The following is a 14,594-nucleotide window of genomic DNA, read 5'->3' as shown; positions in this document are numbered from 1 at the left end:
TCCGTCCCGCTCAGGTCTCCGAGCGGTACATCAGATCCGTCTCACGTCTCCGAGCGGTACATCAGATCCGTCTCGTGCGTGGCGAACCCCATCCGCTCGTACACGCTCACCGCCGCCGCGTTGTCCGCGTCGACGTACAGCATCGCCGTCGGCAGCCCCTGACCGGCCAGATGCCGCAGTCCGACCGACGTCAGCGCCTTGCCCAGACCGCCGCCCTGGGCGCCGGGGCGCACCCCGAGCACATAGACCTCACCGAGGCCGTCGTCGGCGTGCACCTTGGTCCAGTGGAAGCCGACCAGCCGCCCGTCCTTCTCCGCCAGGAAGAAGCCCTTCGGGTCGAACCACCCCTCGGCCTTGCGGTCGTCCAGATCGCGCTGGATCAGCGAACCCTGCTCCGGGTGGTGTGCGAAGGCCTCCGCGTTCACCTCCAGCCAGGCCGCGTCATCGGTGCCGGGCTGGAAGGTCCGTACGGACACCCCCTCGGGCAGCACCGGCTCCGGCAGCTCCAGGTCCGTCAGCGAGCGCCGCATCTGCCGCAGCTCCCGGAACATCGTCAGCCCCAGGGTCTGGGCGAGGTGCCGGGCGGCCGGATGCCCGCCGTGCGCCCAGACCCGCAGCCGGCGCCCGGACTGCTCCAGCAGCTCGCTGCCCAGCGCCCGGCCGTGCCCGCGGCCGCGGTGCCCCGGGTGCACCACCAGCTCGGCGGCCGGTGCCTCCACCGGGTCGGTGTCCTCCAGTTGCCCGTAGGCGACCAGCCCCTCGGCCTCGTCGCCGTGCGAGTACACCAGCACATGGCGCACGCCCGCGCGTACGCCTCCGCGCAGCTGAAGCCGCCCCTGCTCGGACACGGCGGGCTGCCCGTCCGTACGCGCGGCCTGCTCGATCAGATCGAGGACGGCTCCGGCCTCTTCCGGCGCGAGCTCGTCGACCACCTGGATCCTGCGGCCGGCCCGGCCCATCTCCTGTGCAGCGTCAGTCATGTGTGAAGCGTACGACCCTGCCGGGTTCCCGGCGGGGCACCACCCGCGGCTCCTCGTCCTCCCGGCAACCGGCTCGTAACCCGGAGACCCCTGTTGCGCTACGCGCGTCGACAATAAGCTGCCGTCCGCTCAGGACCATCCAGGAGGGGAACACATGCCAGCGACACCGCAACGGCGCCGCACCGTACGAAGATTGACGATCGGCGCCGCCGTACTGGCCGCCGCCGGGCTCACCGCCACCGCCCTGCCGGCCGGTGCCGACACCGGCCACGCCGCCCGCGCCGGCCGCACCGTCGATGTGCAGCTGCTCTCCTTCAACGACTTCCACGGCAATCTCGAACCGCCGCAGGGCTCCTCCGGCACGGTCGAGGAGATCCAGCCGGACGGCAGCAAGAAGAGCGTGCCGGCGGGCGGTGCCGAGTACCTCGCACAGTCCCTGCGCACGGCCCGTAAGGGCCACCCCTACTCGGTCACCGCCGCGGCCGGCGACCTGGTCGGCGCCAGCCCCCTGCTCTCCGGCCTGTTCCACGACGAGCCGACCATCGAGGCGATGAACAAGCTGGGCCTGGACGTCACCTCCGTCGGCAACCACGAATTCGACGAGGGCCGGGCCGAATTGACCCGCCTTCAGAAGGGCGGCTGTCACCCGAAGGACGGCTGCTACGAGAAGGGCAAAAAGTTCCGGGGCGCGGGCTTCCCGTACCTGACCGCCAATGTCACGGACGAGAAGTCCGGCAAGCCGCTGCTCAAGCCGTACACCGTCTGGAAGCACAAGGGCGTCAAGATCGGCTTCATCGGGGTGACGCTGGAGGGCACCCCGGACATCGTCAACGCCGACGGCGTCAAGGGCCTGAAGTTCCACGACGAGGTCGAGACGATCAACAAGTACGCCAAGGTGCTGAACAAGCAGGGCGTGAAGTCGATCGTCGCCCTCATCCACGAAGGCGGCCTGCCCGCCTCCACCTCGTACAACTACAAGTGCGACAGCCCCGGCCCCGGCGACGGCATCTCCGGGCCGATCACCGACATCGCCAAGCACGTCACGCCGAAGGTCGACGCGCTGGTCACCGGCCACACCCACCAGGCCTACAGCTGCACCATCCCGGACCCGTCCGGCAGGCCGCGCACCGTCACCTCCGCCGCGTCCTACGGCAAGCTCTACACCGACACCACGCTGACCTACGACCGTCGCACCCACGACATCGTGCGGACCACGGTCAAGGCGCCCCATGCGGCCAACCACGTCGTCGACCGCACCCAGCCCAAGGCCGCGGACATGACGTCGCTGATCACCCGCTGGAACAAGCTGGCCGCACCGGTCGCGGGCCGCCCCGTCGGCCACATCTCCGCCGACATCGCGGGCCGCGGCGCCAACGCCCCCGAGTCACCGCTCGGCGACGTCATCTCCGACGCCCAGCTGGAGGCCACCGAGGCGGACGGCAAGGGCGGCGCCCAGCTCGCCCTGATGAACCCCGGCGGGGTGCGCTCCGACCTCGCCTTCAAGGCGTCCGGCTCGGAGGGCGACGGGGTGGTGACCTACGGCGAGGCGTTCACCGTCCAGCCCTTCACCAACATGCTGAACGTCGTCGACCTCACCGGCGCCCAGCTGCTGGCCGGGCTCCAGCAGCAGGTCAGCGGCCCCAACGAGGCCTCCCCGAAGATCCTCCAGGTCTCCGAGGGTCTGACCTACACCCTCGACATGACCAAGTCGGGCGCCGCGCGCGTCGTCAAGGACTCGGTGAAGCTGGACGGGGCCGCCCTCGACCCGGCCAAGACCTACCGCGTCGCGATGAACGAGTTCCTGGCCGGCGGCGGTGACGGCTTCGCCGCCTTCAAGGACGGCAAGAACAAGTACGTCGGCCCCTCCGACCTGGACGCCTTCACCGCCTACCTGACGGCACACTCCTCGGCGGACAAGCCCCTCACCCCGCCGAAGGCGGACCGCATCACGGTCGTGAAGTAGGCAGCAACACCCGCTCAGGACCTCCACTCAGGACCTCCCGACGGCGCCGGGCACCGCTTCGGCTCCCTCGAACACCGCGTCCCCGCTCCGGCCATGCGCCGGAGCGGGGACGTCTTCGTCGGTGGGGCGGCTCACCGAGTGCCGACAAGCATTCCGCCAAGACACCCGATCTCGAACGCGCCGTTCCTCTCAATGTGCTCGGACACGATCTCCCGCGCCCGCTCGACCGTTTCCTCGAACGGGACCGCGTGTTGGTCGGCCCACGCGCGGTACGACTTCATGTGCGCGATGACGGGTTCCGGACTGCGCACGGCGATGGTCCCCGGTAGCGCGATCGTTTCCACGTTGTCGAACGCCGCGCCGAGCAGGCCGGATGCCCGCTCCAGGGAGAAGCGGGCACTGAGGGAAATCCTGGCCGGCCCCTTGACTACACCGAGCACGTCGCCCGCAGCGCGCTCCCACAGACGGTCGAGCTCTGCTTTGTCGCGAGCGCTGTTGGTGGACGCGATCACGACTCCGCCCGGCTTGACGACCCGGGCGAGTTCCTTGATCGCCGTGGGAATGTCCTCGACGTGGTAAAGCATGTGAAGGGTGAGCGCGCCGTCGACGCTTGTCGATGCCAAGGGGAGCTGCGCGGCATCCGCAACAGCCACTGGACGCGGCACTCCGGCGAGGATACCGAGCGCGACATCGTGTCGTGCTCACCGGCAACCCCTTGCGGGCACTCCCCAGTAACACCATCCGTGTGCACACGGATTGCGTCCGAACCCGGGGCCTCCAGCCCCGCCCTGGTGGATCACGGCCATAGGGCAGTCCGTGCGTGCCGGGGCGCGAAGCCGCTGGTACAGGCCGGACAACGACTCACCCGAACTCCCGCCCCAGCCGGCGCAAGAGAACGGCGGCATCCGGGACGGGTCAGCAAGTGCAGAAAGGCGCCGGCGGGCAGGTCAGGGCCGGTTGTCGCTGACCGGCCCGCCGCCGCACCGCCCTCAGCTCGCCCCGAACCACGTCTCCGCGAGGGACTCCAGGGTCGGCTCGGGCGGGGCGGGCAGTTCGCGGAGGTACCAGGGCAGATTGCTGTAGACGTGCAGCAGGGTGTGGGCGAGGAGTTCGCCGGGGGTGAAGGACTCCCCGTAGGCGCGGAAGATGCGCGACAGCAGACGGGGGTCGCCCCGGGAGACGAAGAGGCCGACGGCGACGAAGTCATAGGCGCGAGGCCCGATCATGGCCGGTTCGAAGTCGAGGAGTCCTGTCAGCCGCCAGTCGTCCGAGGGGTCGACGGTCAGATGCTGCCGCATGAACTCGGTGTGCAGCAGGACGCCGGGCGGCCCGGCGGGCAGCGCCACCGACGCGAGGAAGCCCGGGATCTGTTCCAGCCAGGGCTCGGGCAGGTCATGGGCGCGCTGCCGGCCGGCCGCCGTGCCGCGCTGCCGGTCGGTGAAGGCTCCCCAGTCGCCGGGGCCGAGCACATCGGCGAGCGGTGCCGGGTCCAGGGCGTGCAGGGCGGCCAGGGTCTCACCGGCCTCGGTGGCGATCCGGTCCCGGTCGGCCGCGGGGATACGGGGCCAGGCGACGGCCAGGTCCGTGCCGCGCAGCCGGGACATCAGCACATAGCGCCAGCCGTTCTCGCACCCGCCGGCGTCGTGGACATAGGGGGTGGGGACGGGGAGGCGCCCCTGGAGGTGGGCGAGCACCCGCGCCTCGGCGATCCCGTCGTCGGCAGCGGCAGCGGGGAAGAGCTTGAGGACGTAGCGGTCCCCGACGGCGTAGACGGGCTGGGAGCCCGTGGGGAAGCGGGAAAGGGGGCCCGCGCGGACGCCGAGCCGGGCGCACAGAGCGGCGGCGCCGGGCCGCATCACCGCTTCGTCGGGGACGATCGCGTCCCATTCTTCGTCCGTGTCCACGCGAGGCAGCATGCGCGGACGGTAAGGCGGTGAGCGGGGAGGCGGCAAAGGCTTTTCCGGCGCGACGGCAGAGGGCTCTGCGGCGCGACACGGGGGCATCAGGGTTCCCTCCAGGGCGAGTTGGGGATCCGCCGTACGGGGGAAGGAACCGCACCCGGAGGAGGACGCCGCTCGACCGCGGCGCTCGTAGCGTGCGGGACATGACTTCTCTGCGGAGCAAGGCTCCGGTGGCACCTGCGGCTACGGCGCGGCACCTGCGCCGGCGGACGGCGTTCTGGGCGTATGCGGCCTTCGGCTGGCTGACCGCCTCGTTCGTATGGCATCTGTGGATGGGCATCGACTACCGGTCGGCGATGGGCGGGCAGGACAGCGTCCCCGTGTGGGGATTCCTCGCGTACGACGGGCTGATCACCGCGATGTCCGCGGTCGGCGCGGTCCTCTCACTGGCGACCGTCCGGCCGTGGGGCCGCCGCCTCCCCCCGTGGGCGGTGGCCCTCCCACTCTGGTTCGGGGCGGTCCTGCTCGTGGTACGCGGAGTGCCGGGCCTCGTGGAAAACCTCACCATGGTCACCGGGCTCACCCCGTACGGCCTGCTGGGGCTGGCGGAGCGGCCGGCCGACCCCTCGTCCGGGGAGTTCTGGACGGGCATGGCGATCAATGCGTATTTCTTCGTGGGCGCGGTGGTGCTGCTGCCGCTGGCCGTGCTCCATCAAAGGAGCCTGCGGGCCGCCGGGGCGCCGGCGGCCGGCCCGTTCAGGAGAAGTCGGCGGCGTGGTCCTGTGCCCAGCGGGCGAACGTCCGGCCCGGCCGGCCGGTGACCCGCTCGACGGCGTCCGAGACGGGGAAGGGCGGCGCGTCGACCGTCCGGCCGAACATCCGGACGAGTTCCAGCGCGGCCTCCTTGGTCAGATGCCGCCCGGTCATCGCCTCGGCCGCTTCCTCCTCGGAGATCCGCTCGACCCGGGTCTCGCGCCCGGTCGCCCGCCCGATCTCGGCGACCTGCTGCGCAACGGTCATCCGCTCCGGACCGGTGACGACATACGCCTTGCCCAGATGCGCGCCGCTGCGGTCGAGCAGGGCGACGGCCGCGACATCGGCGAGGTCGGCCTCATGGACGGGGACCCCTTGGGCGTCCGGGTGCGCCTCGCGCACCACACCCGACGCACGGATCGACGGGGCCCAGCCAAGGGCGTTGGTGGCGTAGTTGCCGCCGCGGACGAAGGTCCACTCCAGGCCGGAGTCGCGCACCGCGCGCTCCAGTCCGGCGTGCAGCCGGGCGATGAAGTTGTCCTCGTCGGCCGGGGTATCGGTCACGGCCATCGAGGAGTTGAGGACGACCCGGCGCACCCCGGCCTTGACGGCGGCGCCGAGCAGCGCGGCCGCGGCCCGGTCGCCGCCGGCCGCGAGGTTGAGGAACAGCGCCTCCGCGCCGGCCAGCAGCGGTCCGGGGTCGTCCGTGCCGGTGAGGTCGGCGCGGACCGTCTCGGCCTCGGCCGGCAGGCCCGCGCGCGCCGGATCGCGGGTCAGCGCGCGTACCGCGGCGCCTTCCGCGAGGAGCCGGCCGACAAGACTGCGGCCGATATTGCCCGTTGCGCCGGTTACCACGATCATGGAACTGCCTTCGTGAGACGTCATGGGATGACTACCGTCTTCCGTTTGTCGGTCGAGTGAGCGGAATGAGTGGAATGAGTGGAAGGAAACGAGTAAGTGCGGTAAATAAGGCGGGAGCGCGGACAGATATCAACAGACCCCAACAAGGTGCGCACGGCCGCTCAGGTCACCAAGAGGTGTGACGGTAGTTCAGGTCACCCCACAAGCGCGGCAATTTTTTATCAAGTCCGGCGGGACAAGCTTCGCGTATCCGACTTACCACCAGTACAACTTGCATTCAAGGGTCCCGCCCGTGGTGGGATGTACGGATGCGAACCCCCACACGCATATCTTCGCCGCCGCCCTCGCCCGCCACCCGGCACCACTCCGCCGACGCCGCGACGGGCGCCGCGAACGACCCCACGGGCGACACCAGAAAGCTCGACACGGTCAATCCCTACGCCGACCTGGCAGCCCTCGCCGACCCCGAGCCGGAGCCCGAACCCGCCCCGGCAGCCGACGCGTTCGACGCCGCCGGCGCTCCCCGCCGCCGCACCTACCTCAACGAGCGCGACGACAGCGACGACCCGCTGGGCCTCGGCCTGCGCTCGGACGACGACACGGACGGCCCGGCCTGGAAGCCGCCGAACCACCGCCGCAAGAAGCGCGGCATCAGCCGTTTCGCCGCCATGTCGATCACCGTGAAGCTGCTGGTCGCCGTCCTCGTCGGGACGTCGTTCCTCGCGCTCTTCGACCGGTTCGCGGTGCTCTACGCGCAGAACAAGACCGCGGAAAAGGTGAAGGATGCCCTGCATCTGAACGCCACTCCCGAGGTCGACATCGCGGGATTCCCCTTCCTCACCCAGGTCATGGGCAAGCACGTCGACCAGGTGAAGGTGACGATTCCCGACCTGGCCGCCGACCGGGTTTCCCTGGCGAAATTCGAGGCCACCGCCAACGACGTCCGTATCGACGGCGATCTGCCCAGCTCCATCAAGGGCGCCACGATCGGCACCATGCACGGCAGCGTGCTGCTCGCCTTCGACGACATGAATCGCGAGCTGGGCGCCTCGCAGGTGAAATTCAGCGAAATGGGCCCCAACGCGGTCCGCGCGGTCGGACAACTGCCGATCGCCGGCCATGAATTGCGGGTACGGGCCGAGGCGCGCATTCAGCGGGCCGGTGACCGCGGGATCTCCACCGACATCAGCCGGATGCGCCTGGACATCGGCGATATCGCCGTCTACCGCCCCGGCACCGGCAAGGAAGAGGGCCTGCGGCTGACCCGCAAGACCGCCGCCGAGCTCAGCCACCAGGCCGCCAAGATCAAGGCGATGCTGGGCGTCCCGGCGATCGCGGACCGGATCGGCATCCCCAAGGCGTACATCCAGGACGCGCTGCGCAACGAGGAGAAGCTGCACGAGCTGACCGGGTCGCCGCGCTTCATCCAGAAGCTGATGAAGGTCAACCTCGTCGACGTGGTGGCGGACCACCCCTGGATGCTTCAGAAGGTCGGTATCGACCCGAAGATCCTCGGCGCCCTGACCGGGCTCACCAAGCCGCAGCTCGCGGACCGGCTGTCGCTGTCCTTCCAGCTCCCCAAGGCACCCGGGGACGTCCGGCTGCGGCATATCTCCGTCGAGCGGGACGGCATCCGCGCCGACCTCTCGGGGTCGAATCTCCCGTTCGGGGACGCCGCGAAGAAGAAGTAGGGAACACCGCAGGGCCGCAGGAGCGGCGGCGTGCGTGGGGCACGCCGCCGCTCCTGCTATTGCGGCCCCTGAGGCGGTCCCTGGGGCCGCGGCGGCTCCGGCATCCCGGGCGGCGGTGTCGCGGCGCCCGGCAGCGTCAGGACCGCCTCCGTACCGCCGACGTCCGCGGACCGCAGCCGCACGGCGCCGCCCGCCTGCTCCGCCGTACGCGCCACGATCGACAGCCCCAGGCCACTGCCCGGCAGGCTGCGGGCGGACGGGGAGCGCCAGAACCGCTCGAAGACATGGGGCAGTTCGTCCTGTGGAATACCCGGACCGTGATCGCGCACGGTCAGCTCGCCGCCGGCCAGCCGTACCTCGACGGTGCCGCCGGGCGGGCTGAACTTCACCGCGTTGTCCAGCAGGTTCACCACCGCCCGCTCCAGCGCGGCGGGCTCGGCCCGTACGTACCAGGGGGCGAGGTCCGCCGCGATGGTCAGCGACGGGCCGCGCAGCCGGGCCCGCTCCAGCGCCGATCCGACGATCTCGTGCAGCGCCACGACCTCGACGGCACTCTGCCCCGGCTCCGAGGGCCGCGACAGCACCTGGAGATCGCCGATCAGCGCCGCCAGCTCCCCCATCTGCGCCTTCACCGACGCCAGCAGCGCCACCTTGTCGGCGGACGGGATCGGCCGGCCGGACTGCTCGCTGCGCACCAGCAGATCGATATTGGTACGCAGCGAGGTCAGCGGCGTACGCAGCTCATGGCCCGCATCCGCGATCAGCTGCTGCTGGAGATCACGGGAGGCGGCCAGCGCCGCGGTCATGGAGTTGAAGGAGCGGGAGAGCCGGGCGATCTCGTCCTCGCCGTCGACCGGAATGCGGATGGCGAGATCCTGGGTGCGGGCGACGTGTTCGACGGCGTCGGTGAGGCGGTCGACGGGCTTCAGACCCGCACGGGCCACCCACAGGCCGGCCGTCGCCGCGCCGAGCACCCCGACCCCGGCGACGATCAGCAGCACCAGCGCGAGCTGGTCGAGCGGCTGGGAGACCTGGTTCATGGGCACCGCCACCGAGATGGCCAGCCGTTTGCCCTGGGCGTCGGTGAGCGGGCCGCGGTACTGCTTGGTCCACACCCGCATCTCGGCCCCGTCCTCGGCCTTCGTGGTGTGCACCGTGCTCTCCAGCCGCCCCTCGGCCACCGCCGTGTCCGGGCGCTGCGCGGCGATGGAGGCCTTCTCCGGCGAGGTGCAGACATAGCCGCCCGCCGACACCAGCTGGATGGTGTACGGCGTCGGCTGGAAGTGCACCCCGTCGTCCGGGTTGGCGCAGTAGGCGCTGAGCGCCTGGACGTAGCTGGGGTTCACCTCGACGCTGCTGAGCTGCACATCCAGCTGCTCGGTGAGCCGGTCACGGGTGATCAGCCAGCAGGCGGCGGCCGAGAGGGCCACCGCGATGGCGACCGCCACGGCCGTGAGCATCGCCAGCCGCGAGCGCAGCGGCAGCTGCCGGAAGCGGTCCATGGGGCCCGGCCGCCGGACGTGCCGCGTGGTCTCGCCCGTGCTCATTCCGCACCGCCGTCCGCCCGCAGGACGTAGCCGACCCCCCGCACGGTGTGCACCAGCCGCGGCTCACCGCCCGCTTCCGTCTTGCGGCGCAGATACATCACGTACACATCGAGGGAGTTGGAGGTGGGCTCGAAGTCGAAGCCCCATACGGCCTTCAGGATCTGCTCACGGGTGAGGACCTGCCGCGGATGGGCGAGGAACATCTCCAGCAGGGTGAACTCCGTACGGGTCAGCTCGACCTGCCGGCTGCCCCGGGTCACCTCGCGGGTCGCCAGGTCCATCCGCAGATCGGCGAAGCTCAGCGTCTCGCCCTCCTCGGGCGGCGCACCGGCCGCCGCGTACGAGCTGCGGCGCAGCAGCGCACGGATCCGGGCGAGCAGTTCGTCCAGCTCGAAGGGCTTGACGAGGTAGTCGTCGGCACCGGCGTCCAGACCCGTGACACGGTCGCCGACCGTGTCACGGGCGGTGAGCATCAGGATCGGCACCCGCACCCCGCTCGCCCGCAGCCTGCGGGCGGCGGTCAGCCCGTCCATCCGGGGCATCAGGACGTCCAGCACGATCAGTTCGGGGTCGTAGGACGCGACCTTCTCGACCGCGTCCAGACCGTCGACCGCCTGCTCGGTCCCGTACCCCTCGAAGACCAGCGAACGTTGCAGGGCCTCACGGACCGCGGGCTCGTCGTCGACGATCAGGATGCGGGCGGGATGGTCACCGTGCTCGGCGGGGCTCATGCGTGACTACCTCGGGTGGGATACGGAACGGCTGGCCTTCAGCCTTGCACGGCGCGGGGCGCTCCGAGAGGGGTAACGCGACGGGGGCCCTCCGGACGACGTCCGGCAGGTCCGTCCCGGAGCGTCTCGTGCCGGGGTGACGGGGTGACGGGTGCGCGGTCAGACGCCGCTGTTGCTGCCACCGTCCCCGCCGCCGCGCAGCGAGTCGAGGTCGGCCTTGACGGTGTTGACCGGGATGGCGAAGCCGAGGCCGACGCTGCCGGCCGTGCTGCTCGTTGCCGAACTCGGCGAGTACATCGCGGAGTTGATGCCGACGATCTGCCCCTGCATATTGATCAGGGCGCCGCCGGAGTTGCCGGGGTTGAGCGAGGCGTCGGTCTGGATGGCCTTGTACGAGGTCTTCGACGAGCCGGTGTCGCCGTTGTACTCGTTGCCGCCGAACTCGAACGGCCAGCCGTCCCGGCCGCCCTGCCCCCCGCCCTGGCCCCCGTCCTGCCCCTGCCCCTGTCCCTGTCCCTGCTCCTTGGGGACGGTGACATCCCGGTTGAGGGCGGAGACGATGCCGCTGGTCACGGACCCGGTGAGGCCCTCGGGGGAGCCGATCGCCACCACCTGGTCGCCGACCGAGATCTTGTCGGAGTCGCCGAGCGAGGCCGCGGTCAGGCCCTTGGCGCCGCGCACCTTGATCAGCGCCAGGTCCTTGCCGGGGTCGGTGCCGGTGACCTCGGCCGTCTTCCGGCTGCCGTCGCTGAAGGTCACGGTCACCGTGTTCGCGCCGGCCACCACATGGTTGTTGGTGACGATCTCGCCGTCACTGGTGATGACGACACCGGAGCCGGTGGACTCACCGCTGCCGGTCTGCGCCTTGATCTCCACGATCGCCGGGCTGACCGCCTTGGCCACGCCCGAGACGCCGCTGCCGCCGGTCTTGCCCGCGTTGACGAGCGGGGTGGAGGGGCCGTTCTGCGCCGACTGGGTGGTGGCGCCGGCGATCAGTGCCGCGCTGCCCCCGCCGATGAGACCGGAGGCGAGTGCCACCGCCGCGATCAGCGCGACCGGCCGGCGGGCCCGGCGCCGCGCCCGGGGCGCCTGCGGCTCGGGGGCGTACGGGGGCGGAGGCGGCGGGAACGCCCGCTCCCCGGCGCCCGGGGCGCTCTGCGCGGCCCCGCCCGCCTCGTGGCCGTAGGGGTGGCCGTAGTCATTGCCGTATGCGTACGGCCGGTCCTGGGGCAACTCATCGCCGCTTCGGCGGTAGCTCTCGGTCATGGTGATGACTCTGCCGCGGATGCATGAGAACGGCCTGAGAGCGCCCTGAGAGACCCGACAGAAGCGAATATGCCCGGAATAAAGGCCTCCGGATCAGCGTTACTTCCCGGCTCCCTCAGCCGCCACAGCCGCAGGAGCGCCGCACCACCAGCCGCGACGGGAACTGCCGCAGCCGCTCCCGCCGGGAGCCCACCACCCGCAGCCCGTCGTCCAGCACCAGGTCCACCGCCGCCCGCGCCATCGCCTGGCGGTCCGAGGCGACCGTGGTCAGCGGCGGATCGGTCAGCCCGGCTTCCTTCACGTCGTCAAAGCCGGCGACCGCCAGCTCGCCGGGCACATCGATGCGCAGCTCGCGGGCGGCCCGCAGCACCCCGATCGCCTGGTCGTCCGTCGCGCACATGATGGCCGGCGGCCGGTCCGGCCCCGCCAGCAGCTTCAGCGCGACCTGGTAGGCGTCGTAGCGGTTGTACGGCGCCTGGAAGTAGCGCCCGTCCGTGGGCTTCCCGGACTCCAGCATGGCCCGCCGCCAGCCCTCGACGTGGTCGGTGACCGGGTCACCGGACTTCGGGGTCTCCTCCGTGCCGCCGAGGAAGGCGACATAGGGATGGCCGTGCTCCAGCAGATGCCGCGTCGCCAGCTGCGCGCCCCAGATGTCGTCCGTCATCACCGCGACGTCGTCGATGGCGTCCGGGCGCCGGTGCAGCAGCACCACACGCGCGTCCCAGGCATCGATCTCGGCGGCGGCATGCTCACTGGGCCCCTGGCTGATCAGGATCAGCCCGGACACCCGCATCCCGAGGAACGCGCGCAGATAGTGCACCTCGCGCTCGTCGAGATAGTTGGCGTTGCCGACCAGGACCATCTTTCCGCGCTCGGCGGCGGCCTGTTCGACGGCGTGCGCCATCTCCGCGAAGAACGGCTGCCGGGTGTCCGGCACGATCAGGCCTATGAGGTCGGTACGGCGGGACGCCATCGCCTGGGCGACACGGTCCGGCCGGTAGCCGAGCTCCTTGATGGCGGCGAGCACCCGCTCGCGCGTGGCCGGGGCGACCGGCCGGGGTCCGTTGTTGATGACGTAACTGACAACGGCGGTGGATGTACCCGCCAGTCTTGCCACATCATCCCGCGTCACCTTGGCCACGCGCGGCAGTCTACGCGGGTGGTGCAAGGGGGTGTGCGGCAGTTCTCCGCGGGTTCACGGACCTGCCGCACCACCCTGCTACCTGCGGCCCGCCCGTACACCGTGCGGGTCCACGCCCCCGGTGACCGCCTTCCCGGAGCCGTCACCGCTCTCGGGCGCCCGGCGCTCGGCCGGTGCCGCGTCCGGGGAGGACTGCGCCGCCTTCGCCGCGTCCTCCTTCGCCTTGGCCTCCTTGGCCTTGGCCTCCGCCGCCCGCTCCACCTTCTCCGGTGTCACGAAGCGGTAGCCGACGTTACGGACCGTGCCGATCAGCGACTCGTGCTCGGGGCCGAGCTTGGCGCGCAGCCGGCGGACGTGCACATCGACCGTCCGCGTACCGCCGAAGTAGTCATAGCCCCACACCTCCTGGAGGAGCTGGGCGCGGGTGAAGACCCGGCCCGGGTGCTGCGCCAGGTACTTCAGCAGCTCGAACTCCTTGAAGGTCAGGTCCAGGACCCGCCCCTTGAGCTTCGCGCTGTAGGTCGCCTCGTCCACCGAGAGATCACCGTTGCGGATCTCCATCGGACTGTCGTCGGTCGTGATCTGCTGGCGGCCCATCGCCAGCCGCAGCCGCGCCTCGACCTCGGCGGGGCCCGCGGTGTCCAACAGGACGTCGTCGATGCCCCAGTCCGCGGTGACGGCGGCGAGTCCGCCCTCCGTCACGACCAGGACCAGCGGACAGCCGGGGCCCGTGGACCGCAGCAGCTGGCACAGCGACCGTACGTGCGGAAGGTCGCGGCGGCCGTCGATCAGTATGACGTCGGCCCCCGGGGTGTCGATGAGGGCCGGGCCCTCGGCGGGAGCCACCCGCACACTGTGGAGCAGCAGGCCGAGCGCCGGGAGCACCTCCGTGGACGGCTGGAGTGCATTGGTCAGCAGCAGAAGGGAACTCACTTCCGACCACCTACCCGGTTCTCGGGGTGTTCCATCCTCTGCTGCGTGCGGTCCTGCCTGCTTCGCTCGCCCATGACGTCTGGTTCCTCCTCGGTCCCTGCGACGGGGCTCCCGGCCTCGGCCGGGGGAGTCTGCGGCACTGCTTCGTACGGTCCTCACAGCCGCGGCTCGCGTGGCTGAAAGCACAAAAGGACCCGGGGGCAACGCTGCCCGGATCCTTCATGCCCAGCAGAATAGCTCAGATGCTCCCCGGACCCGAGGCCGATTCGGCAGCTTCTTGTGTTCCGTCGATCACTTCGAGTGGTCATCGGGGCCAATGTTGACCGCCGACGGGGTGGGGGCCGAGGCCGGCCCCCACCCCTCGCAAGCCCCCATATGAAGCGGCCGACGTCCCCTCCGGTCACCCCTCCGGCAGCGCCCTCGCGGGCAGCTCCGGCGGCACTCCGGAAAGCCCTGCATTTTCCTTCGCGCTTTCCCACGATGCGGACGGTTGTGGTCTTCCCACGCTTTTGGCTGTCCCGCCGTGGTGGTGTCTCGCCGTTGCGCCTGCGGCGGGCCGGGTCGCTGCGCGGGGCTGTCGGGTGCGGTGCCGCTCCTGCGGACTTCGTCCTGCGGCGCGTCCCCTCCCGTTGGGGGATGGGGGAAGGCTGGTGGGGGTGCTCGTAGGTGGTCCGGTGCTGCTTGTGGATCACATGGAAACGGCCACGCCGGGGGCCCGCCCCCATCCGCTTTTACTTTCTCCACTCACGGGAGGGGACGGGCCGGAGGGGCCTGGTGTGTGGGCTTTGCTTCCGAAGGCTCCAAGAAAGAGCAAAGGCGGAGCGCAG

At 70.9% G+C, this 14,594-nt stretch carries 12 protein-coding genes; 3 read left to right on the top strand and 9 right to left on the bottom strand.

Annotated elements, in window-relative coordinates; genetic code table 11:
• Positions 1-41: 41 nt before the first annotated feature.
• A complete protein-coding gene (mshD, locus tag IF67_RS0135915; protein WP_030992866.1) occupies positions 42-980 on the bottom strand; it encodes a mycothiol synthase in 939 nt (312 codons plus the stop codon).
• A 154-nt stretch (positions 981-1,134) separates the two neighbouring features.
• Between mshD and IF67_RS0135910 the strand changes: the two genes are divergently transcribed.
• Positions 1,135-2,943 carry a bifunctional metallophosphatase/5'-nucleotidase gene (locus IF67_RS0135910; RefSeq protein WP_051818985.1) on the top strand — a complete coding sequence of 603 codons (1,809 nt, stop codon included), beginning with the start codon at positions 1,135-1,137 and terminating at the stop codon, positions 2,941-2,943.
• Positions 2,944-3,074: 131 nt separating this feature from the next.
• Here the strand turns inward: IF67_RS0135910 and IF67_RS0135905 are convergent, their stop codons facing one another.
• Both IF67_RS0135905 and IF67_RS0135900 read right to left on the bottom strand, forming a co-directional pair.
• Positions 3,075-3,608 carry a class I SAM-dependent methyltransferase gene (locus tag IF67_RS0135905; RefSeq protein WP_234341576.1) on the bottom strand — a complete coding sequence of 178 codons (534 nt, stop codon included), beginning with the start codon at positions 3,606-3,608 and terminating at the stop codon, positions 3,075-3,077.
• Positions 3,609-3,932: 324 nt separating this feature from the next.
• Positions 3,933-4,859, bottom strand: a complete 927-nt coding sequence (locus IF67_RS0135900) for an aminoglycoside phosphotransferase family protein (protein ID WP_030992862.1) — start codon at positions 4,857-4,859, stop codon at positions 3,933-3,935.
• A gap of 188 nt (positions 4,860-5,047) precedes the next feature.
• Between IF67_RS0135900 and IF67_RS0135895 the strand changes: the two genes are divergently transcribed.
• The gene (locus IF67_RS0135895; protein ID WP_158713213.1) at positions 5,048-5,665 is read left to right on the top strand and encodes a DUF3995 domain-containing protein; all 618 of its coding nucleotides are present in this window, start codon (positions 5,048-5,050) and stop codon (positions 5,663-5,665) included.
• On the opposite strand, the gene IF67_RS0135890 is transcribed toward IF67_RS0135895, so the two are convergent.
• The gene (locus tag IF67_RS0135890) at positions 5,601-6,458 is read right to left on the bottom strand and encodes an SDR family oxidoreductase (RefSeq protein ID WP_030992858.1); all 858 of its coding nucleotides are present in this window, start codon (positions 6,456-6,458) and stop codon (positions 5,601-5,603) included. The genes IF67_RS0135895 and IF67_RS0135890 overlap by 65 nt on opposite strands.
• A gap of 308 nt (positions 6,459-6,766) precedes the next feature.
• Here IF67_RS0135890 and IF67_RS0135885 point away from each other — a divergent pair, with 308 nt between their 5' ends.
• On the top strand, positions 6,767-8,149 hold the full coding sequence (locus IF67_RS0135885; RefSeq protein WP_030992857.1) for a DUF2993 domain-containing protein: 1,383 nt from the start codon (positions 6,767-6,769) through the stop codon (positions 8,147-8,149).
• Between the two features lie 56 nt (positions 8,150-8,205).
• Here the strand turns inward: IF67_RS0135885 and IF67_RS0135880 are convergent, their stop codons facing one another.
• The 5 genes from IF67_RS0135880 to IF67_RS0135860 form a co-directional block, all read right to left on the bottom strand.
• On the bottom strand, positions 8,206-9,696 hold the full coding sequence (locus IF67_RS0135880; RefSeq protein ID WP_051818983.1) for a HAMP domain-containing sensor histidine kinase: 1,491 nt from the start codon (positions 9,694-9,696) through the stop codon (positions 8,206-8,208).
• Positions 9,693-10,427: a response regulator transcription factor gene (locus IF67_RS0135875; RefSeq protein WP_030992853.1), complete on the bottom strand. Its 735-nt coding sequence runs from the start codon at positions 10,425-10,427 to the stop codon at positions 9,693-9,695. Before IF67_RS0135875 ends, IF67_RS0135880 begins: the two co-directional genes overlap by 4 nt.
• Before the next feature lie 159 nt (positions 10,428-10,586).
• Positions 10,587-11,693 (bottom strand): S1C family serine protease, encoded by a 1,107-nt coding sequence (locus IF67_RS0135870; RefSeq protein WP_030992851.1) that lies wholly within the window; start codon positions 11,691-11,693, stop codon positions 10,587-10,589.
• Between the two features lie 115 nt (positions 11,694-11,808).
• Positions 11,809-12,834: a LacI family DNA-binding transcriptional regulator gene (locus tag IF67_RS0135865; protein ID WP_030992850.1), complete on the bottom strand. Its 1,026-nt coding sequence runs from the start codon at positions 12,832-12,834 to the stop codon at positions 11,809-11,811.
• 78 nt (positions 12,835-12,912) lie between these two features.
• Entirely contained in the window at positions 12,913-13,767 is an 855-nt protein-coding gene (locus tag IF67_RS0135860; protein WP_030992848.1) for a response regulator transcription factor, read from the bottom strand.
• Positions 13,768-14,594 lie beyond the last annotated feature (827 nt).

Origin of the sequence: Streptomyces sp. NRRL S-1813 (assembly GCF_000719605.1) — a bacterium.
In the GTDB taxonomy this organism is placed as follows: domain Bacteria; phylum Actinomycetota; class Actinomycetes; order Streptomycetales; family Streptomycetaceae; genus Streptomyces; species Streptomyces decoyicus.
This window is presented reverse-complemented; position numbering and strand designations above follow the sequence as displayed.

What these genes read in the sequence shown, in the direction of transcription:
- IF67_RS0135895 (WP_158713213.1), top strand. Translation starts at nt 5,048, where the DNA reads ATGACTTCTCTGCGGAGCAAGGCTCCGGTGGCACCTGCGGCTACGGCG.
- IF67_RS0135880 (WP_051818983.1), bottom strand. Translation starts at nt 9,696, where the DNA reads ATGAGCACGGGCGAGACCACGCGGCACGTCCGGCGGCCGGGCCCCATG.
- IF67_RS0135910 (WP_051818985.1), top strand. Translation starts at nt 1,135, where the DNA reads ATGCCAGCGACACCGCAACGGCGCCGCACCGTACGAAGATTGACGATC.
- IF67_RS0135875 (WP_030992853.1), bottom strand. Translation starts at nt 10,427, where the DNA reads ATGAGCCCCGCCGAGCACGGTGACCATCCCGCCCGCATCCTGATCGTC.
- IF67_RS0135900 (WP_030992862.1), bottom strand. Translation starts at nt 4,859, where the DNA reads ATGCTGCCTCGCGTGGACACGGACGAAGAATGGGACGCGATCGTCCCC.
- IF67_RS0135890 (WP_030992858.1), bottom strand. Translation starts at nt 6,458, where the DNA reads ATGATCGTGGTAACCGGCGCAACGGGCAATATCGGCCGCAGTCTTGTC.
- IF67_RS0135870 (WP_030992851.1), bottom strand. Translation starts at nt 11,693, where the DNA reads ATGACCGAGAGCTACCGCCGAAGCGGCGATGAGTTGCCCCAGGACCGG.
- mshD (WP_030992866.1), bottom strand. Translation starts at nt 980, where the DNA reads ATGACTGACGCTGCACAGGAGATGGGCCGGGCCGGCCGCAGGATCCAG.
- IF67_RS0135885 (WP_030992857.1), top strand. Translation starts at nt 6,767, where the DNA reads ATGCGAACCCCCACACGCATATCTTCGCCGCCGCCCTCGCCCGCCACC.